A 20405-nucleotide genomic window follows, 5' to 3' on the forward strand; every position below is an offset into this window, starting at 1 on the left:
CTAGTGAAAATGAACTGCAATTCCTGTACTGGCTCCGTACGGTCGCAGAGTGCCGAACGGAAAATTGAGCCACCATTGATATTCGAAATCGACAAGCCGAACGCTATATCGGCTTCTTCCCAATGCCAGATCGACTCCGCCGCCAGGAGCCAGCACAAAGTAATTGCCATCCGCATAATCATAGGGGAAATGAAAATGCCCGTCGCCAATAAGCACCTTCCCATATGCCGTCAACCATCGCCTGTGATATGGGAACTTTCCACCGACGAGATAGGTTGACTGATGGGTGCCCACCTCTTCATTGATTGTAAGAAACCGCACCTCAGCCTCGTAGCTAATTCGCTCTGAACGAGAGTAGTCGACGAAGCCGGATCCGCCTCCGAGATCGCGCTTGCCATAATCCGCCGCAAAGAAAGAGTAGGTTCCCCCCACCAGCCATCGCGGCTCCGGTGCCGATGCAGTCGGGAGCGCCTGCGCATGAAGGAGCGGTGTTGCACCAGCGAAGAACAGCACAACAACAAGCGCCCGCGACAATCTCCAAAGAGGCTGTGAGCCATCAAACCATTTGATCACTGGGTCACCGTCAAAGTCATCGGAGCAGACTGAGTCGCCGCCGTCTTCGCGCCGATAGCAGTCACATTGAAGGTGTACGCGCCTGCCGGTGTGCCATGCACATCGAGTCCACCGCAGCCCGACATCGCCATCGCTCCAGTGAAGAGCAATGCAAGCAGAAGACCGCTGAGCAGTTTGTGGCCGCGTCGCGACCGCAGAAGCGTCAACCCGAGGATCAGTCCACCTGGCAGGAAGCAAAGCGCGATACCGCTGGCCGAAGGCACTTCGGCTTTCGCGATGCTCCCAGCCGTCAGCGGAGATCCAGTATCAATCGTCAGGCTAATCGTCTGCTTGCCATTCGCATCGAGCGATACCTGATCAGCCGTAAACGTGCAGGTAGCAGCTCGCGGCAGGCCTACGCAGCCGAGCGAAAGTTGATCGGTGAAATTCTCGATCGAGGTGAGCGTCAGCTGAATCGTGCCATGCTGCGTGCTCTTCATCTGCATGGTTGGAGGATTCAAAGCGATCGTGAAGTTGGTCGCCGGAACCACCGTCAAAGAAACGGGACTCGATACAGATCCCAGATACTGCGAATCCCCTTGATAGGTCGCGATAGGACTGTAAGTTCCTAACCCCAGGCTGGTAGTCAGAGTAGCGATACCAGAAGCATTCAAAGTCGCGCTGCCAAGCGTGGTACTTCCAGAACTGAAGACCACAGTACCCGACGGAGGAACGGCCGCGTCACCTTGCAGCGTTGCAACCAGCGTGAACGGCTTATTCTCGATCGCGCTGCTCGAAGAGATTGTCAGCGTATTCTTCGAGGTGTGAAGTTGCACCACTTCAGTCAGTGCAGGCGAAGTGCCTGGGAAGTTTTGCGTGTCGCCAGCATAGCTTGCGGTAAGAGTATGCGACCCGAGAGCTAGAGTCGAAATCGTAAAAGTCGCGATCCCCGTACTACTAACACTCGACGTACCCAGAATAGTGGATCCGTCAGACAAAGAGACGAGGCCTGTAGGTGGGTTCGTACTGCTGCCCGTCACTGAAACGGTAAACGTAATCGGACTGCCAACCAGAGATGGGCCACTGCTCGTCCCACTGATGGTTCCCAAGCTATTCACCGCAGTGAGCGCAACCGTAGTACGCTGTTCGATATTCTGCAGAACTGGATTGGACGTGCTGGTAAGAGTGTTGCTATCGCCCTGATAGATCGCGAGAAGAATATGCTGACCGGCAGTGAGCGAGGATGTCGTAAGAGTTGCGATGCCATTGACCCCAACCGAAGTCGTCCCGATCACAGTAGTCCCATCTTCGAAGGTCACAGGACCGGTAGGAGCTGTCCCCTTACCAGTCACCTGTGCAGTAAGAGTGAGAGAAGCGCCTGCCACCGACGGCGAACCCGATGTGGTCAGCACAGTCGTGGTGTTACTGTTCTGTACTGTCTGGATAAGCACCGGGCTACTGCTTGTCTGGCTGACACTGTCACCGCTGTAGGTCGCAACAATCGAGTGTTGCCCAGGGCTCAACGCATTCGTTGTGAACGTCGAAGTACCCGAAGCCGCCACGATGCTCGTGCCGAGAACAACCGTTCCATCGCGGAACGCTACGGTGCCTGTAACAGGAGACCCGCCACTGCCTGACACCACAGTTGTGAACGTCACCGGAGTAGCAGACAAAGATGGGTTGCTGCTCGAAACAAGTGTGCTGGCAGTGGGCTGTAGGATAGCTTGTTGAAGCGGCCCTGACACGCTCCCAGGATGACTCGAATCACCGTTATAAGTTGCGATCAGCGTATGCGCCCCAATCGACAGGGTAGAGATAGTCAGAGTAGCCAGACCGTTGGCATCAATCCCAACCGTACCAATGCTGTTGGCACCGTCACGGACTATCACGGTACCGGTCGGTTGAGCTCCAGTCCCACTCACCATCATCGCGAACGTAACTGCGTCTCCAATAAGCGCAGGATTCTTATTAGAGTTGAGCGTGATCGCGCTCATAGACTGCTGAATCGTCTCCACAACGCCAGGCGACGTGGCAGCACTGTTATTCGCATCGCCTGTGTAGGTCGCAACAATCGTATGCTGTCCCACCGAGAGAGTTGATACCGGTAAATTAGCGCTTCCATTCGCTGCAATCGGCGAAGACCCAAGCACCGTGGTGCCGTCCGTGAACGTCACACTGCCGGTCGGAGCAACAGTCGTCCCACTAAGATTTGCCGTAAAGACCACCTGAAGCCCGGCTACCGAAGGGTTGCTGCTCGATACCAGCGTTAGGCTCGGTGCGCCTTTGTTCACCGTAATCGTCTGCGGCGGCGAGGTAGACGCCGCATCATTTGTATCTCCCGGATAGCTTGCCGACAAGGTGTGTTGGCCGAGCGAAAGATTCGAAACAGAGAGAGTTGCCGAGCCGTTCGCGCTGAGAATTGCGGTCCCGAGCACCGCTGTACCGTCAAGGAACGTAACCTGTCCTCCAGGTATCCCTCCCGAACCTGTAACGGTGACAGTCAAAGTCTCGGTTGAGTTTACCGTCGAGGTCACCGCACTCACCGCCATCGAAGTCTGAGTCGTCGCTCGCTGCACTAACTCGCTAAGCGTCGAAGAAAGGGCAGCATTATTGTTCGCGTCTCCACCATAAGACGCTGTGATCAGGTGCGTACCCAAAGCCAGACTCGTAGTATTGAACACCGCAACGCCCGCCGCGTTGAGGGTGATCGCGGCCAGCGTTGCAGAGCCGTCGTGGAATGTAACAACCCCGGTCGGCGCGGGCTCCGAGCCTCCAACCGCAGCCGTAAACGTAACGTTCGCACCGGCGCTCACCGGACTCTGACTCGATGCAAGAGCAATACCCGTTACCGGAGAAACGATGTGTGTCAGCCCGGCTGATGTGCTGCCCGAATCATTCGTATCGCCAAGATAAACAGCAGTAATGATGTGTTGTCCCACTATCAACGTCGAAGTGCTGAACACCGCTGTTCCATTCGCTGCTAAGGAAGGACTGCCGATCACCGTCGATCCATCCATGAACTGAACAGTCCCGCCCAACGCACCCGAGCTACCGGCCACAGTCGCAGTGAACGTCACTGGAGCGCCGACCGGCGTCGTTGAAGCGCTCGCCGTCAAGGCAGTCGTCGTCGTCGCCTTCACGACAACCTGCGTTATCGCTGGCGATACACTGGTTGCGTTATAAGCATCTCCCGAATAATCAGCCGTCAGCGAGTGAGATCCCACAGTAAGAGACGACAACGATAGTGTCCCGAGACCAGCAGCGTTGATCGGGCTCGTACCAACTGCTGCAGCGCCATCATAAAAAGTCACCGAGCCAGTCGGAGCTGAGCCATTTCCGGTAACAGTCGCACTCAATGTGATCGGCAACCCCGCAGTCGACGGGCTTCCCGAAGTCGAAATTACAACTCCCGTGGTCGCCTGCTGAACCGTCAGCGTCAACGCCGGAGTCGTTCCGAGATTATTGTTGTCTCCCAGATATACGGCCGTAATCGAATGCGTGCCCGTTGAGAAAGAAGGCACAGTAAAGCTCGCAATCCCCTGCGCATTCAGCGCAGCCGTCCCGAGCACAGTCGTACCGTCCATAAAGGTCACGATGCCTGTAGGAACGCCTCCATTGCTCGTGATCGAAACGGTCAGGGTATCGCTCTTTCCGGCGACCGACGGATTAGCAGAAGCAATCAACGTGCCCGATGTCACCGCCTGCTGTACCTTCTGCGTGATCGTCGGCGATATGCTTCCCGCATAGATCGAAGACCCACCGTAGATTGCGTAAATGGAATGGGATCCAACTCCCAGCGAGCTCAGCGTAATGGTCACCGTACCGCCACTCACCGTTGCTGCGCCAAGAGTCGTCGCGCCATCCATAAAAGTCACGGTCCCGGTGATCGGACTCGATGGCACCGACGACTGAGGAGTAATTATGGCGGTCAGTTGAATGCTCGACCCTGCAGGCGCATTCGCCGAGTTCGACGTAACACTCGTCGTCGTCGTGATCTGTTCAATGGTCTCCTGCACCGTCGCAGAACTGCTGCCGCCATTATTCGCGTCGCCTCCATACACGACGTGAATCGGATGCCCTCCAACTGACAAAGTCGAAAGAGTAAGAGTAGCTGAACCATGAATGTCCAGGGTCACAGTCCCCAGAATCGCAGTGCCCTCCTCAAACTGAACTGTGCCCGTCGGTGTCACCGAGCCACCGCTGGTAACGCTCGCTGTAAAAGTGACAGGTGTTCCGAAAAAAACATCTGGGTTGCTCGTAATCAATGTAGTCGCCGTCGAGGAAGCAGCAACGACCTGAGTAAGCGACGACGTGCTAGCGATCGAATTGGCGTCTCCGCTGTAGCTTGCCGTGATGTGATGGGTTCCAACGATCAGCGATGTCGTGCTGAAGTTGGCCGCTCCTGATGCATTGAGAGTGACCGTCCCGAGGTGGGTTCCTCCATCGGTGAAAGTAACGGTGCCCGTAGGAATTCCCGAAGTCCCAACCACGAGCGCAGAAAAAGTCACGTTGGCCTGTGCCGAAGAGGGATTGAGGCTCGACGTCACAGTAGTAGTGGTCCCATCTTTTACGATCTGAGTCACAGGCGCGGATGTTGCAGGCGCAGTATTGTTATCTCCGGCATAACTCGCCGTAATGATGTGAGTTCCACTCGCGAGGGACAGCGTCGGAAATACCGCGACACCGGTGCTGTTCAGACTGGCGGTCCCAATCGTCGTCGATCCATCAAGAAAAGTAACCGTGCCTGTCGGTGTCACTCCCGTGCTCGTCACCGCAACAGTAAACGTCACAAGCGCGCCGGTAGCGGACGGAGAGCCACTGGTGTTCAGCGTAATGGTCGACGGATCAAGCGTCAGAACCTGGCCGCTTAGAGTAACCGTCTGCGGACTGTTTGGCGAGTTCGACAGGACAGTAATCGTTCCCTTCACCGGGTTGCCGATCACCGTCGGTGCAAACTGCGCACCAATAATGCAGTTGAAAGCCGAAGCCATCGGCACAGTGGTCGAGCAGGTCGTAGCAACCGGGTCCAACTGTGTGTTGACGCCAGGGTTGAGATCCGAGATATTCAGCGCAGCGTTACCATCATTCTCAAGCTCCTCATCTTCAGTGCTCGAAACGCGCTGTACTCGAATCGCTGGAAAATTCAACACCGCGTTGATACTTTGGACCAGGCGTATCCGGTTGTGAAATACATCGCTGACGTAGAGATTTCCTGTTCCATCAAGCGCCATCCCGTACGGTCCATACATACCCGCTCCATTCGCGGGTCCACCATCGCCACTGAATGACTCCTGGTTGCTACCAACAACCGTGTCGATCTCCCCGGTCACGGCATTCACCTTTCGAACCCGGTTATTGCCCGCATCAGAGATGTAGATATTTCCGGCGGCGTCGATCACGGCACCCGCCGGGCTGTCCAGCACAGCACCACTTGCTGGCCCGCCATCGCCGGAGAACCCCGAGGTTCCATTTCCCGCGATCGTCGAAATGGTTCCGTCGAGCGCGACCTTGCGCACACTGTGATTATTCTGGTCGGCAATATAAATCTGACCATCCGGGCCCACCGTCACGCCCCACGGTCCGTTCAGGCTCGCACTCGTCGCCGGCCCTCCATCCCCAGCGTAGGTTGCCGCGTGGTTGCCTGCGAATGGAGAGATGATTCCCGTCGAAAGATCGACGCGTCTCACTACATTGTTTCCGCTGTCCGCAATATAGAGAAAGCCATTCACCGGATCGATCGCAACCGAATCGGGTGTATTCAGATGAGCCTGGATCGCGCTTCCCCCATCCCCCGAGTACCCCTGCGATCCCAGCACGCCCGCCACTGTCGTTATGATTCCCGTCGACGCCGTGACCATGCGAATCGCATGATTATTACTATCGGCAAAGTACAGGTTCCCCGCCCCATCGAGAGCAACCGATGTCGGCAGGCTGAGCGAAGCCATCGTAGCCAATCCGCCGTCACCTGTGTTACCCGCGTCGCCGTTGCCCGCCACCGTCGACATCAACTGCGATGCTGCATCCACACGTCGAATGCGATTGTTGCTTGAATCGGCAATGAATATATTTCCAGCCGGATCCACCGCCACTCCGAACGGAAGGAAGATCGGCGAAGCTGTAGCAGGTTGCCCATCTCCCCGATAGATCCACGATTCGTCGCCGGCAACCGTATTGATGATGCCCGGCACAAACAGGGCAAGCGGTCCGCTACCCGTCGCTACCAGCCATGTATTGCCCAACGGCAACCCCGTCGGATCGAATAGCGCCACCGCTCCTATATGTTGACCGGGGTACTTCGGGCTGAACGTCACCGGAAAGCTGCAAGTCTGACCCACTACAAGCGTGCTGCCGGTCAAGCACGTACCAGTCCCCGAAATCGCAAAATCAAGATTCGCAACACCGCCCGTAAGCGCACTGACCTTTCCCAACTGGCCATTTTTCGTCACGACAACTGAAACCGTTTGAGCCGCCGAGGTATTCCCCACAACAGTCACCCCAGGCAAGGTCACCGGCGCCGCGTAGCTGCGTGTCGCCGCTCCGCACAACACCATAAGAGCAAGCAAGGTGCACAACCCCGCTTGAAACCATCCTCCTCGAGAACGCAACCCCTTACTGGCCCCATCGGTTGAGGACATCAGAGAGAAACGCAGACAGAAAAGCTGTACATCAAATCGATCAAGAGCGAGCATGGTTCACCTCAGAAGCTCAACGGCGGAGATGGAGATTGCGACGTAGCTCCAAAGTGGGGAGAGAAACGCCAGAGATCGCAAGGTACAGCCATGATGCCCTTTGGTAATCATGACTTTAGGCAACTGTCCCGGAATGGAACATTACCCGTAAGTTGCATAAGATCTGCGGCAAAGGCTCGCTCTCAGTCATCAACGGTTCATCTCTTTTTGCATGAGATGGAACAGCATTCGAAGACTCGAGCCGAACACACCGCAGCATCAGCTCATTGCCCGTTCGGCAAATTCCCTGTTCCTGAAAACGGCTGCGCTAAGAGTGTTATCAGCCCGCGCAGCGGGAGATCCTCTAACTCAAAAATCCCATGTATGGGTTCGAGCCAAAGTTGGAGAAATTCGGAAACACCTGTTTGACTTGACCATCCGAGAGCCCGAACCAGCGCGCAAGCGTTCCAGCATATTGCTCAACAGAAGTTGTAGGGATCAACCGACCTGCTCCCATATCATTTGCCTGGTTTGAGCCGATCATCGGATATTGCCCGTACATATCCTGGCCGTTCACGGCGCCCCCCGTAACGATGTGATGGCTCCCCCAGCCGTGATCCGTTCCAGCCGAGTTTGCCGTCAGCGTCCTGCCAAAATCCGACGCAGTAAAAGTGGTCACCTGACTATTCAGCCCCGCGGTCGTCATAGCCGTATCAAAATATTCCAGTGCCTCACCCAGTTGCGTCAGCAGGCGCGCATGTTGCGGTGCCTGATTGTCATGCGTATCGAAGCCGCCCAGCTGAACAAAAAATATCTGCCGGCTCACCCCCAGGCTGCTCCTCCCACCCATAATTCGCGCCACGGTCTGCAGTGAAATCGCGAGCGAATTATCCGTCAGCTTATTCAGCACTGGATCCAGATATTGAGGTGGGTTTGCCACTCCTCCCGGTCCGGCCGGTAACATCGAACTCGCAAGGCTAGCCTGCGCCGCAATTGAGCGCCCGATGATCACTTCGTACTCTTTCGCAAAAAGATTCGTCTCTTCGGCAGAGAGAATCGATGACAGCGCACTCGATCCAGCCTGTTGACCAAACAACGGACTCGCCAAACCGGAGATCGGTATTGGGCCGGCCGAAGTGACATTCAGTTGAAACGATGTCTGCCCAGACAGAAACAAAGCGATTCCCGAAGTCGAAATACAAGTAAACGCAGCATTGGAATTCATTGTCGAGATCAGGTCCGCCATCGCCCCGCCCCAGCCTTCGTGAACTGCGCTCCCGCCATTCGCAGCAATCGCCTGCCACGCCGCCGTCTGATCAAAATGCGAATACAACGAAGCCGGCAGCGGAACCGAATTAGCTTGAATCTGTGCCTTAGTCGTAGGAGCGATCAAAGTCCCCGTATTTGTAACAACCGCTGCACGCCCAGCGTTGAAAAGATTCTGCACCCCTGTCAAATATGGATTCAATGCAAACGTGCGCCCACTCTGCGGCGTCTTCAAAACGATCGGAAGAAGATCACTCTGGCTATAAGCAAGCCCCGGCGCTCCCGACCGCGCCGTCGTAAACGCGCTAAAAGACTCCGCATCCGTCGCAATCACCGTTCCATGCCCGTCATTACCGCCAGCCAGAAAGATACAAACCAGCGCGCGATAGTCCGTCGGACTGCTCTGCTGAGCCATCGCAGCAACCGAATTCAATTCAAGAAGAAAAGGACTCACGGAGAATCCGGCCATTGAGGCCATCGACGCTGTTCGAAGAAACTGCCGCCGCGATAGTTCATGCTCATTCATCATGTTCTCCGTCTAAAACTGTGCGCTGAAAGATGGCGAAGCCATTGTCAGGAAAATCGCCATCTTCACGCGGTTGGCCAGTGCAGCATTGATCGCATCCTGATCTCCCGCTGGTACCGCAATCGCATTGACTGCAGAAAGAATCTGGCTGCGAAGCGTCCCGTCCATCTCTCCCGCCATCAACAGCAGGTTGATGCGATCAAGCAGTTGATCCGGCGTGCCCGCCAATCCAATCTCCGTCGCGTAGTTCGAAAAAACATCAGGCCCCGAACTCGTGCCTGCTCCAATCACACTCTGCATGTAATTCAGATATCCGACAACAGTCGACACATCCGTCATCCCCATCTCCGGAGCCAGCAGCCCAGCTTTCGCAATGCTCGTCCCCGGCGGGACATACCCCGGCGCAAACCAATTGAAGACGCTCGGCGAACGAAGCGACATCTCTCCCAATCCATAAATTGGATCTTCTGTGCTCCCGAGATTGTAAGCACCGTTCCGCGACTGAGCCGTAAACGCCCGCGCCCACTCAACATAGCGAAGCAGCGCCTCACGCACCTTCCCATACTGAGGATTGCTGCTCGCTGCCGCGGCATTACGCGCCTCATCATCCAGCAGAATCGCCGTCAGTACGGCCTTCATATCTCCGCGAACCCCGGCCCCGTTATCTTGAAACACCGCGGACACCCGTCCCACATAGGCTGGACTGGGATTACTCGTCACCAGATGCTGAATCATCTGCTTGCAAACAAACGGCGGCAGATTCGGATGATTGAACAGCGTATCCAGCGCGATCTTCAAATCCCCCACCGGGTCAGGATTCGACTGAGTCGGAATCGTAACCCCAAGAAAATCTTTTTCCTCAGTCGAGTGATGATTCGGAAAACTCTGCATCGGCAAAATATCTTCACCAAAGCCAGTCCCGACATAGGCACAGCAGTTCGACCACGCCGTATTACTCTGGTCGCCCGGTATATTCCAACTGAAGCCCGTAAACACCTTCGCCAATCCCATCACATCCACATTCGAGTAAGTAGGAATCGGCTGTCCTGTCGGATCCAACTTCTGCGTTCCATCAGGATTCAGCTGATAAAGCCCAATCGTAAACAGCTGCATCACCTCACGCGCATAGTTCTCATCAGGATCGCGCGTAGCATCTCCCTTGTCATTGCCCATCACCGACAGGTACTGCCCCATCATCGGATTCAACGTCACATCTTCCAGAAGCTGTCGAAAGTTGCCGAACGCATCCGCTCCCAGTACGTCGTAATAGTTCGCCATGCCGCGTGGCATCTCGGCCAGCGCAAAGTCCTGGCTCGAGACAACCATCTGCTCCGTCAGCGCATACTTCACACGCTGCCTAAGTTGATCGCTCCCCGAGATCGCCTGTTGCCAGAAGCTTCCCTCAAGATAAGCATCATCCGCATCGTTCTGCACAAACAGCGCCGCGTTGCACTTCACGTCACCCACAGCGCACGGCGGATTGTTCACCACCAGCGCCTGCTCGACAACAGGCTCATGCAGTGTCGGAGGAATATTGAACTGCTCATTCATCCACGCCGTATAGCCAATCTTCGACAGGTGATGGATGTCAGCATCCGCCGCCCCAAAGGTCGCCTGTGCCAGGAAGCGCGACGCATCCTCTGGCGAAACCAGCGGCACCGGCGGCGTACCATTTACCTGCGCAATAAGATCGGTTGAAGTCGCGGGTCCCGGACTGGGATTCAAAACCTGAAGATCGAGATTACCCGGATCAGTCGGACTGATTGCTGCAGTCAACTGTCCATCATTATTGAACGTGGTGGGCACCGCTGCACCATTCATTAGCACCTGCGCTCCGTTGATAAAATTGCTGCCGTTAAGAACAACCGTCGAAGGCCCGACATCAAAGGTCATCGGAGCCGCAGAGTTCAGAATCGGAATCGGGTTGTACACCGAGATGTTTTGACTGATCGACACGGTCGGATCATCCAGACTGACCGCCGTCAACTGCACAACATTGTTCGGCACCGGAACAACAGCAGGAGCCGTGTAGGTCACGCTGCCGTCTGCGTTCGCAACGATCGTCCCTATCTGCGCATTCCCACCTGCTGTCCCGTTGACCGTCCAGGTCACACCGGTATTGTTCGTCCCGCTGACCGTCAAGCCAATCTTCACGCTGTTTGTAACCCGCACAGTCGTGCCCGCATTCGTTTGCAGGACGAGCACAACCTTCCCCGGTCCCACAACCTCCGAGACAACCGCCGAATTCGCCGCCCCCGGATCGGGGTTGTTCACCGTCAGCGAGTAAGTCCCCGGATTGGGCGCCGAGATCGATGCCGCCAGCTCAGTGTTCGAAACAAACGTCGTCGGAACCGCCACACCATTCCAGAAAATCTGCGCGCCATAGATAAACTGCGACCCGCTGATCGTTATTGTGGTCGTCCCTTCAGAAAAGCTCGACGGCGTCACCGAATTAATAATTGGAATCGGATTCAAAACGCTGACCTTCGCCATCCCAGGCGCATCCTGCGGAAATGCATTCGCAAGACTGGTGATTGTCACCGAATTATCAGGCGTCGGAACAAGCGCCGGCGCCGTATACAAACCCTTGCTATCGACCGTTCCAAACTGCGCGTTACCACCCTTTACGCCGTTTACCCAGAACGTGAGAGGCGACCCGGTAACACCAGTCTCAGTCCCCAACTGCAACGTCTGGCTAACTCTCACCGTACTGCCAGTCGCCCAGATCGACGACGGAAAACCTTTATCGTAACCTGATCCGCATCCGCTCATAAAGGTGCAGAAGCCCAACATCCATGCAATCTTCAGAGAAGGAGAGCACTTCAATCTATGCTGCATGAATGACTCCGCATTCGTACAAAATGAGGCACACCTTCCATAACTTCAAAGAGTCAGAGGGTCCGCGACGAATTCGTCTCCAGCTTATCCGCGATTTGTTACGAAACTAGTTACCTTTTGGCACTCACAGCTGCCACAAAAGTTGTACTCAGACAAAGAGGCTGCAGCAGCAACCATCAACGACGAGAACCCACACACCAAAAGGAAAAGCAGGCGAGCTCAGCCCACTCATTAGTCGTCCAAGTTTGGCAACATTGCTCCGAAGCCGGAGAGACCCGAAGACCTAAGCCTTCCCGCGCATCTTCGCAGCCCACCACCGCGACCCTACCAGAAGAAATCGCCAATCCTTCAAAAACTCCGGAGGCTTTCCTTCAATCGCGTGTCCCACAAACTGCAGTAGCCACCCAAAGCAGAACAACCCCACCCCTATCCACAACAAGCGATGCCACACGATCGTCGCCAAGAGCACCGGCAGCGACAAAATAATTATCGGTATCCCAAACGTATGCGTCAGCCTGTTCAGCGGATGCTGATGGCTCTCCGAGTACTCCGCAATCCAACTGTCCCAACTCCGTCCGCCAAGCATGACGACACCATATACTTCCCCATTCACAGCCCGCAACCAAAATCATCCTGCCCCGCCCATACTGCCTTTCGCCCGCCTCTGCCATCCAACCAACAACATCCTCTTCGCGAACCTTTCAAGCGAAGCAGAAGGATGCAGGAGTCTTCACCAGCATGGCTAAGGAGTGGATCGCGAATCTCGCCCAGGACATCAAGCAAAAATCCCACGAAGCAGCCGAACAGTACGGTCGCTCACAACACCAGGCTGGCATCATCACCACTCAGGGCAAGCCTTTCTTCGCTGCATTCGTTTCCTGTCTCGAAGAAGACGTGGCCGAGATTAAGCGTCAGCTTCAGGGCGACGTCACCGCCTCGGAAACCACTATCCAGACCAACGGTCTGACCGAGGTCAAACTCATCCGGAGCCGCTTCCCCTGGTTCGACGCCCGCATCACCCATCACGATCCCACCATCATTCTTGATTACGCCAAAGGCCTCGGCGTAGCCGGCGATCCAGCAATCGATCGCAAGTCGCGCCACTTCGCCTTCCAGGTCACCGACGACGACGCACTCTACCTCCAGGACGCCTTCGACGACAACCCAAAGCGCTTCCATCAACCAGAAGACCTGGCCCGCCACATTCTCCAGATACTCTTCGAGCTCTAGACTCGCGAATCGAAATCCTGCGCCATCACTCCCACTGCGCCTTATGTCGCTCCACCCACCAGCAGGCCGAATTCCCTTGCTGCGGAAAGATCGACCTGCTGCATGTCACCGGCACCGTCCCCATATAGTCGTACTCCACCTTGCTGCCCTTCAGGGGAGTAGCCAGAAACTGATTAACCTGCACTGTCTCAAATGCGGTCCCATGGGACACGCGTGCCCGCAGCACCGCCCAATCCCCCACCCACAAGGCCCCGGCTGCAACAGCCAGCGCCACCAGCAACCGAATCAGCCGCCCAAACCAGAGTTCCATCAGCCAAAGTATTGCACAAAGGTAATAAGCATTCAGGCCGACAAGCCGATAACTCTCTTCAGGGGAAACCTCCTTGAACGCTCGCCAACCTACGCAACCAGTCATTCCATATGCCGCACCGCGTTACTGCAGAAAATTGAGGCCAGAGGATCGAATGAAGTTTAGGAAAACGCTGACCAGCTTGGCCCTGCTCTCCGCGCTCCCCCTTGGCCGCAACGCATTGGCGCAGAGCACTCCCACCGCGACCCAGCAACTTCAACTCTCAGCCTTCGTCGGAGGAACCGGCACATTTACCGATCTCGCAGGCGGAAAAAACCTCGACGTCACCGCCGGAGCAGACATTACTGTTCTCACCTTCGGTCGCTTTCGTCCCGCCGCCGAGATCCGCGGCTCCTATCCCATCAACGAGGGCACCATCAGCAGCCAGAAAAACTTCCTCCTCGGCCCAAAGGTCGAGTATCCCCTCGGCCGCGTTCACCCCTACGCCAACTTCCTCATCGGACGTGGTGGAATCGACTACCTTCGCGGCGGCTACATCTTCGGCAATGTTCGCTATCTCAGCTCCAACACCCTGGTCCTCTCCCCCGGCGTCGGCCTCGACTATAACCTCACCCATCAGCTGGCCGTCAAAGTCGATTTCCAGTACCAGCACTGGGACACCCCCGCCGTCGCCTCCGGCAGCATCAGCCCCAAAGCCATCACCCTCGGCGCTGTCTACGTATTCGACTTCAACCCACACCATGACCACGCCCAATAACCGCTAATCCGTCTCCGCCTATGGACTCAACTCCCGGCACAGCGTATCTTTTTTGCGGGAAGCCTAAATCCATAGCAACCGGAGAGAAAAATGATTCGCTCAACTCGTCGCGTGATCCCGGCCCTTGCTGCATCGCTCATCTTCACTCTTTCTGCTCCATCTCTCATCGCTCAGGAGCCTGCTCCCGCGCCCAACGCCACATGGTCGCAGGAAGACACCCTCCGCATCGTCAAAGAGGTGCAGCAAAAACTCGCCAACCTCACAACCTATGGCGTCTTCGACTGGCTCACCTTCGGTATTAAAGGAAAGACCCTCATCCTCAGGGGCTACGCCTCCCGCCCCGTCTTGAAGAGTGACGCCGAAAACGCCGTCAAAAAGATCTCGGGCATCGACTCGGTCGACAACGAGATCGAAGTCCTTCCCCTATCCCCCATGGACGACCGCATCCGCGCCGCCGTCTACAACAACATCTACACCCAGCCCTCGCTGCGCAAATATAACGCCAATCAGGGCAGCATCGGCCGCGCCATCGGACCCGGCGCCGGCATCGCCCTCGCCGCCGGAGGCATCACCAACACACCGCCCATGGGCTACCACGCCATCCACATCATCGTGAAGAACGGCAACGTCACCCTCTACGGCGTCGTTCTCAACCAGTCTGACTCCGCTATCGCAGGTATGCAGGCCAACTCAACCCCAGGTACCTTCAGCGTCGACAACGACCTCATCGTCCAGGGCTCCGCCGCCAAACCGAAAGCAGCAAAGTAAACTCCACACCCTTATCAACGCAGGGGAGCCGGTTCGTTCAACCGTCTCCCTGCGCGCATAAGAACAGAAGTTTTTTAGAGAAGCGCACTCTAAGGCTGGCGATCCTGTCGGCTAACCGAACACCATCAAACAACCCCTAGTTCGATCGCACTCCCTGGAACGAACCCGTCCCTCCCCGATCATGGAAGTTGCCAGTGAAGGTGTTGCCTTGAACCACGCCTTCGACACGCGGCCCATCCACCCTCCCACGAAACGTCAAGACATCGCGCGTTTTGGTTCGAACCACAAGATGCTGATTGTCGATCGTGCCTTCGACGCCGCCCGACTGGTTCGGCCCCTTGAAGTGGCCAGAGATCACATTCCCCTTCTGCTCGAGTTCAAGAAACTTCGAAGAGGTGCTTCCATTCGGATCCTTGCAGTACAACGTCCACTTACCCGCGACGCTGGCCGGCTGTTGCTCCGCGGGCGGTTGCTGCGCGAACAAAAAACTACTGCTAAAAACCATCAAAGCAAAACAAAACACCAGAATCCTCAAGCCGTATCTCTTCACCACGTCCTCCTGGCAGCACAACCGCATAGCAAAATCTACAGCAATTCTCTGACTCTTACATCCTTTTACAGCAGCCACGACAAATAGCAGGATAAAATCCTCGTCGAATCTCGAGATCGAATCCAAGCATTCAATCCCAGCATTGCAGCCCAACCCGGTTCATCGAAAGGACGCTCCGCGGCTATGCCGAACCCAACACCTCAAAGCCCCATCAGCCGCTCCCTTACCCGCCGAACCCTCATTCACAATCTCGCCCTAACCGCAGCAGCCGCCACCGTCCCAAAGGTCCTCGCTCAACCCCAATACGGCGGCTCCAACGGCCAGCAGCGCGGCGAGATGGGCCGCATCGCGGGAGCCTTCCGCCAGCAATTCTCCGTCCCTGCCACCTCCATCGCCATCTCCCGCAACGGCCAGTTCGTCTACGACCAGTCCATCGGCATGGCCGATCGCCAACACCTCGTCCAGGCCCAGCAGGACAGCCTCTTCCGCATCGCCTCCCTCTCTATACCCATCACCTCCGTCACCATCTTCTCGCTCATCGAACAAGGCAAGCTCAAGCTCACCGACAAGGTCTTCGGCCCCTCTGCCATCCTCGGCATCAAATACGGCAATCCACCCTACAAGCAGTACGTCGCCGACATCACCGTCGATCATCTCCTCACCCACACCTGCGGCGGCTGGCCCGCCGACAGCACCGACCCCATGATGCACAACGACGGCTGGGACCAAACCAAACTCATAAGCGAAACCATCGTCAACGTGCCCCTCACCAGCCCTCCCGGCACCAACTGGGCCTTCTCCAACTTCGGTTACTGCATCCTCGGCCGCGTCATCGAGCAGGTCACCGGTCAGCCCTACCAGACCTACGTCCAAGCCAGCATCCTCGCACCCTGCGGCATCTCCACCATGCAGATCGCCAAAAACAAAGAGAGCCAGCGCGCCCCCAAAGAGGTCGTCTACGTCGGCCAGTACTCCGAAGACCCCTACAAGCTCAACATCACTCGCATGGACTCAGACGCCGGCTGGATCGCCTCCTCCACGCAACTCGTCCAGTTCCTCAACCACGTCGCCGGCGCGCCCAACATCCCGGCCCTCCTGAAGCCCGCAACCATCCAGCTCATGACCACCCCCGCTCCCGCCTACCCACCCGGAGACGCACGCTATGCCCGCGGCTGGATGGTTCGCAACAACGGAACCGGCCCCTGGTGGCACAGCGGCAGTCTCCCCGGAACCACCACCATCATGCTTCGCACCTCTACCGGATTCTGCTGGGCAGCCCTCGCCAACACACGCACCCAACCCTCCAACCAAATCGACGCAGCCATCGATCAAATGATGTGGAACATAGTCCGCACTGTCCCCTCCTGGAACGCCTAAAGAGCAGCGCCATAGTTCAGCACACATGCACGGCCTTCTCCGACCTCGCGGAGAAGGCCATGCGTGCTAGCGGTCCAGCCGTTCCAGAATCGGCGCCAGCAGGTACGCGACAAAGAACCCACCGCTCCAAATCAAGGCCGAGCCCCAAAGTATGAAGCGGCTCACCTTGCTGACTTCTCCGCACGTGCTCGGATCGTCCGCCTCGCAGCTCTCACCGTCCCGCAATCGTGGGGCGATAACATACGTCATCACGAAGCTGGCCGCGATGAGCGTACCGGCAATGCTGAAAGTCCAGACTTTATGTCGAGAAAGACTGACAAGCCACGGAGCGGCAGAGAGCAGCGATGCAACCGCCGTTCCCATTCCAAGCAGGACCAGCACGGACGGCAGCGCGCAACAGATAAGCGTGCTGAACGAACTGAAAAGCGAAAAATAGTTGAGCAGGGCCGCTCGCTTGGCCCGCCTTTCAGGAGTGCAGGGAGACGAAGTCTGTGTCATTGTGCCTCCGTGATGGTGTTGTAGCGCAGCGTATCCGACACCTTCCCTTTGGGAGCCTGCGGAAGAACGCCCGTAACAGTGACCGTCTTGCCGAGAAGAGCCTCGACCTCTATCCGACTAGCAGCCGGAACCAGAGCAAAGCGATCCTGCGTTCCAGCGACCTCAAAAAATGGCGCGCTCGCCGTACCGGTCAGTTTTCCCCGCGCGACGACAATAGCGTCTTTGTGAGTAAAGCCATTCTTCTCGACCGCCTGATTGAACTGACTTATGGCGGCGCTGTTTCCCGGACTAAGCTTGATCGTGACAAGGCCGGTGTTCAGATCGACATCCACGGTGTTGACACCCTGAATCCCCTTCATCGAAACGTGGATGGCATGGGCGCAGGGAGCGCAGTCCATGCCGAAAACGGTAAGGTTGACCTGCTCGTATTCAGCCTGAGCGGCGCCAGTGGAGAGAGCGAGAGCAGCTGCAAAAAATAATTTCTTCATGGTCAGTCCTTTCAATGGGAGCTGGTGTGTGCGGAGTATTTGAGATAGCTGAAGTTGATAGCGAAACGAACGCGCTCTCGGCCATAGATCGTGTCCGACGCATCACGAAAGACAGGAGCTTGCGCCCCGCCTGAGATAGCAACGTTTTTGAAGATGGCCAGTACCGAGGGACCAAGCCACAGCGTTGTCGTGCTGCTGTTCGGAAGAATCAATCCGCTGCTTCGCACATTGCCGGTATGTTCTCCGGTGAACTCTGCGAAACCCCGGTAGTCCCACTGGTCGTAGCCCCGCCGTAGCTTGGCCGGACGATAGCCATAGACACCACTCCACGAAAGCGTGTCCGGCCTTCGATCATGGGAGGCTTCGGCAAAACGGGTGTAACCGCCTCCGACCCAGACATACTGACTCCGGGAAGCGAGTCCGGTGGCAAGAGTCCCGGCGACGCCTGGTGCTCGATGGAGATCGTCGAGAACCCCCGAGTCCTGTGTCGGCCCCGGAACCACGACCCCAAGAGAGGCGGTCGATTCTATCCTCTTTCCGACACTCGTAACCGAATGCAGAAAGCGCCATGACGCTCCGGCAGACCACTCGCTGCCGGGCACGATGCGACTCTCCGGGAGAGAGCCGCTACCGAACATCGCAGGCAGGAACGCATTGACGGTGATGTGAGGGGTAACGCCGTATCCAAAGCCGGACCCGGTCGAGAGTTGTGTTCCTTGGGAACCGTTCCTACCGAAGATGCCGGTATCGAAACTGAGTTCCCCCTGTGAGTTGACCGGGGTGGCATAACCGAAGACAGGGCCGTGGTCAGCAGCAACAGCGATACCTGGCAATGCCAAAGCAAATGCCAGAACCATAAGACATTTCATGATTACTCCTTCGTTGAAACCAAATGAGGCACAGGCGCACGTTAAGCACGCAGGTCATCGGCTACGAAGGGCAGATCAGATTCTGAGAACAGTAATCTTTGCGATGAGTAGTCCTGGCGGCGAATGCTCGTCAGGAATATCGAGGAAGGGGGATGGAACCGTCTGGACGGCGGCAAACACCGGCGTCAGCCAGTGGACAATCGCCCAATGAAGCTCGATTGAGGGAGCCGTCGTTGCAATCTGCGGATGCTCGTCCGTCCGAACTTCTGTCCGGCAGCAACCCGTCTTCGCCATCTCGCCACAGTTGCCGTGCATGGCTAGGCAGCAGGCGTTCTCCTCATGGCTCATTCCGCCGTCTGTCATGCAGGCCAGAACGGGCGCTGCGGCAGAGAGCAGGAGCAAGAGTGCGACGATGCCGACCAGGCGCTTCATTCAGCTTTCAGTATAAGCGTCGGAACCCGCAAATTCGTAGCTGGTCGGGGAACATGATCAGGACTTCACCGTCACAGTTTGCCTTCGGTCCAAAAACAGGAAAAACCTGTCAACCCCCTTAACTGCAAATCCCCGCGCCAATCCTGAAGATTCGCCTGGCGTATGAGTTATGCTCCAACCGCTATACTGGATACAGTGAATAAAAGCCCCGGCGAAGCCGAGGCTTTTTCTATTTGGGGGAAACACACTACGGACTAACGAGTTGTTGGACAAAGAGATAGGGAAATCACAAATGAATCCCGATTGCGGAAATCGAGTATCAGCCTAGCGCAACGGGCCCTTTACTAACCCCTTTAGAAAGACGAATTTGCCCGTAACCCCTTTCGATGGACGAATTTGCAGCTCGTGGCAGGTCGTATGTCAATGATAATGAAACACTTATGCGGTGGCAACCCCGGGGGGGGGGTACCCCCCACAGCCTACAGGTTGAAGAGCTCCCGTAGCCGTTTCGTCTGCGACCGGCTCACCGGAATCTCAGTCTTCTGGGCGTCGTCCATCCGTAACTGGTAGCTCGACTTGAACCACGGCACAACCTCTCGTATGTGCTGGATATTCACCACATAAGACCGGTGCGCCCGCCAAAACGTCTCCGGATCGAGCTGGTCCATCAGCTCCTCCAGCGTCCGACAGTTCGACTGACCCTCAACCGCCCGCGTCACGACACTGATCGTGCCCTCTTCGATCGACGCGAAGCAGATCTCGCGCTGATCCACCAGCAGCAACCGGCTCTGCGCCCGGACGATCACCTTGCCGGAGTTGGCCTTAGGCGCCTGCGTCTGTTCCTCGACCAGCCGCAGCAGCGCATCCAGCTTCGCGTCGCTGGCGGACTCCACCGGAGCCACCCGCCGCGCCTGCGCTTTTTCAATCGTCTGCATCACCCGCTTCCGATCGAACGGCTTCAGCAGATAATCCACCGCATTCACCTCGAATGCGCGAACCGCATACTGGTTGAACGCAGTAGCAAACACCACCTGAGGCATCGGAACCTTACGATCCAGCAGTTTCTTCAGCACGCCAAAGCCATCCAGACCAGGCATCTGAACATCCAGAAACACCAGGTCCGGCTTATGCGTCCGGATCAGTTCCACAGCCTCGATACCATTGGTTCCCTGAGCCAGAACCTCAACTCCACCCGCGCGCTCCAGCAGATACTGCAGCTCCTGCCTGGCCAGAGGTTCGTCGTCGATGATAAGTGCAGTCAGTGACATGCTCGCAA

Annotated in this window: 16 protein-coding genes; 4 read left to right on the top strand and 12 right to left on the bottom strand. The window is 56.6% G+C overall.

Annotated elements, in window-relative coordinates:
• From RBB77_RS21450 to RBB77_RS21470, 5 genes are all read right to left on the bottom strand, one after another.
• Positions 1-573, bottom strand: a complete 573-nt coding sequence (locus RBB77_RS21450; RefSeq protein ID WP_353063740.1) for a hypothetical protein — start codon at positions 571-573, stop codon at positions 1-3.
• Positions 570-7124 (bottom strand): Ig-like domain repeat protein, encoded by a 6555-nt coding sequence (locus tag RBB77_RS21455; RefSeq protein WP_353063741.1) that lies wholly within the window; start codon positions 7122-7124, stop codon positions 570-572. The genes RBB77_RS21450 and RBB77_RS21455 overlap by 4 nt, the downstream gene beginning before the upstream one ends.
• 460 nt (positions 7125-7584) lie before the next feature.
• Positions 7585-9015: a DUF1501 domain-containing protein gene (locus tag RBB77_RS21460; RefSeq protein WP_353063742.1), complete on the bottom strand. Its 1431-nt coding sequence runs from the start codon at positions 9013-9015 to the stop codon at positions 7585-7587.
• A 9-nt stretch (positions 9016-9024) separates the two neighbouring features.
• Positions 9025-11850 carry a DUF1800 family protein gene (locus RBB77_RS21465; RefSeq protein ID WP_353063743.1) on the bottom strand — a complete coding sequence of 942 codons (2826 nt, stop codon included), beginning with the start codon at positions 11848-11850 and terminating at the stop codon, positions 9025-9027.
• A gap of 283 nt (positions 11851-12133) precedes the next feature.
• Positions 12134-12463: a DUF962 domain-containing protein gene (locus RBB77_RS21470; RefSeq protein WP_353063744.1), complete on the bottom strand. Its 330-nt coding sequence runs from the start codon at positions 12461-12463 to the stop codon at positions 12134-12136.
• Positions 12464-12588: 125 nt separating this feature from the next.
• Here RBB77_RS21470 and RBB77_RS21475 point away from each other — a divergent pair, with 125 nt between their 5' ends.
• Complete coding sequence (locus RBB77_RS21475) at positions 12589-13080, top strand: hypothetical protein (protein WP_353063745.1); 492 nt, start codon at positions 12589-12591, stop codon at positions 13078-13080.
• Between the two features lie 25 nt (positions 13081-13105).
• On the opposite strand, the gene RBB77_RS21480 is transcribed toward RBB77_RS21475, so the two are convergent.
• Positions 13106-13390: a hypothetical protein gene (locus RBB77_RS21480; protein WP_353063746.1), complete on the bottom strand. Its 285-nt coding sequence runs from the start codon at positions 13388-13390 to the stop codon at positions 13106-13108.
• Between the two features lie 154 nt (positions 13391-13544).
• Between RBB77_RS21480 and RBB77_RS21485 the strand changes: the two genes are divergently transcribed.
• A complete protein-coding gene (locus tag RBB77_RS21485; RefSeq protein ID WP_353063747.1) occupies positions 13545-14147 on the top strand; it encodes an outer membrane beta-barrel protein in 603 nt (200 codons plus the stop codon).
• Positions 14148-14237: 90 nt separating this feature from the next.
• Complete coding sequence (locus RBB77_RS21490) at positions 14238-14915, top strand: BON domain-containing protein (protein WP_353063748.1); 678 nt, start codon at positions 14238-14240, stop codon at positions 14913-14915.
• A 136-nt stretch (positions 14916-15051) separates the two neighbouring features.
• On the opposite strand, the gene RBB77_RS21495 is transcribed toward RBB77_RS21490, so the two are convergent.
• Positions 15052-15465 (bottom strand): hypothetical protein, encoded by a 414-nt coding sequence (locus RBB77_RS21495; RefSeq protein ID WP_353063749.1) that lies wholly within the window; start codon positions 15463-15465, stop codon positions 15052-15054.
• 183 nt (positions 15466-15648) lie between these two features.
• Between RBB77_RS21495 and RBB77_RS21500 the strand changes: the two genes are divergently transcribed.
• Positions 15649-16842 (top strand): serine hydrolase domain-containing protein, encoded by a 1194-nt coding sequence (locus RBB77_RS21500; RefSeq protein WP_353063750.1) that lies wholly within the window; start codon positions 15649-15651, stop codon positions 16840-16842.
• Between the two features lie 66 nt (positions 16843-16908).
• Here RBB77_RS21500 and RBB77_RS21505 read toward each other — a convergent pair whose 3' ends face one another.
• The 5 genes from RBB77_RS21505 to RBB77_RS21525 form a co-directional block, all read right to left on the bottom strand.
• The gene (locus RBB77_RS21505) at positions 16909-17340 is read right to left on the bottom strand and encodes a hypothetical protein (RefSeq protein ID WP_353063751.1); all 432 of its coding nucleotides are present in this window, start codon (positions 17338-17340) and stop codon (positions 16909-16911) included.
• Positions 17337-17828, bottom strand: a complete 492-nt coding sequence (locus RBB77_RS21510) for a heavy-metal-associated domain-containing protein (RefSeq protein WP_353063752.1) — start codon at positions 17826-17828, stop codon at positions 17337-17339. Before RBB77_RS21510 ends, RBB77_RS21505 begins: the two co-directional genes overlap by 4 nt.
• An 11-nt stretch (positions 17829-17839) precedes the next feature.
• Positions 17840-18697 (bottom strand): hypothetical protein, encoded by an 858-nt coding sequence (locus tag RBB77_RS21515; protein WP_353063753.1) that lies wholly within the window; start codon positions 18695-18697, stop codon positions 17840-17842.
• Positions 18698-18772: 75 nt separating this feature from the next.
• The gene (locus tag RBB77_RS21520) at positions 18773-19129 is read right to left on the bottom strand and encodes a hypothetical protein (RefSeq protein WP_353063754.1); all 357 of its coding nucleotides are present in this window, start codon (positions 19127-19129) and stop codon (positions 18773-18775) included.
• A 479-nt stretch (positions 19130-19608) separates the two neighbouring features.
• A complete protein-coding gene (locus RBB77_RS21525) occupies positions 19609-20397 on the bottom strand; it encodes a LytR/AlgR family response regulator transcription factor (protein WP_353063755.1) in 789 nt (262 codons plus the stop codon).
• Positions 20398-20405 lie beyond the last annotated feature (8 nt).

Origin of the sequence: Tunturibacter psychrotolerans (genome assembly GCF_040359615.1) — a bacterium.
GTDB lineage: Bacteria > Acidobacteriota > Terriglobia > Terriglobales > Acidobacteriaceae > Edaphobacter > Edaphobacter psychrotolerans.

What these genes read in the sequence shown, in the direction of transcription:
- RBB77_RS21460 (WP_353063742.1), bottom strand. Translation starts at nt 9,015, where the DNA reads ATGATGAATGAGCATGAACTATCGCGGCGGCAGTTTCTTCGAACAGCG.
- RBB77_RS21465 (WP_353063743.1), bottom strand. Translation starts at nt 11,850, where the DNA reads ATGCAGCATAGATTGAAGTGCTCTCCTTCTCTGAAGATTGCATGGATG.
- RBB77_RS21475 (WP_353063745.1), top strand. Translation starts at nt 12,589, where the DNA reads ATGGCTAAGGAGTGGATCGCGAATCTCGCCCAGGACATCAAGCAAAAA.
- RBB77_RS21480 (WP_353063746.1), bottom strand. Translation starts at nt 13,390, where the DNA reads ATGGAACTCTGGTTTGGGCGGCTGATTCGGTTGCTGGTGGCGCTGGCT.
- RBB77_RS21485 (WP_353063747.1), top strand. Translation starts at nt 13,545, where the DNA reads ATGAAGTTTAGGAAAACGCTGACCAGCTTGGCCCTGCTCTCCGCGCTC.
- RBB77_RS21490 (WP_353063748.1), top strand. Translation starts at nt 14,238, where the DNA reads ATGATTCGCTCAACTCGTCGCGTGATCCCGGCCCTTGCTGCATCGCTC.
- RBB77_RS21500 (WP_353063750.1), top strand. Translation starts at nt 15,649, where the DNA reads ATGCCGAACCCAACACCTCAAAGCCCCATCAGCCGCTCCCTTACCCGC.
- RBB77_RS21505 (WP_353063751.1), bottom strand. Translation starts at nt 17,340, where the DNA reads ATGACACAGACTTCGTCTCCCTGCACTCCTGAAAGGCGGGCCAAGCGA.
- RBB77_RS21510 (WP_353063752.1), bottom strand. Translation starts at nt 17,828, where the DNA reads ATGAAGAAATTATTTTTTGCAGCTGCTCTCGCTCTCTCCACTGGCGCC.
- RBB77_RS21515 (WP_353063753.1), bottom strand. Translation starts at nt 18,697, where the DNA reads ATGAAATGTCTTATGGTTCTGGCATTTGCTTTGGCATTGCCAGGTATC.
- RBB77_RS21520 (WP_353063754.1), bottom strand. Translation starts at nt 19,129, where the DNA reads ATGAAGCGCCTGGTCGGCATCGTCGCACTCTTGCTCCTGCTCTCTGCC.
- RBB77_RS21525 (WP_353063755.1), bottom strand. Translation starts at nt 20,397, where the DNA reads ATGTCACTGACTGCACTTATCATCGACGACGAACCTCTGGCCAGGCAG.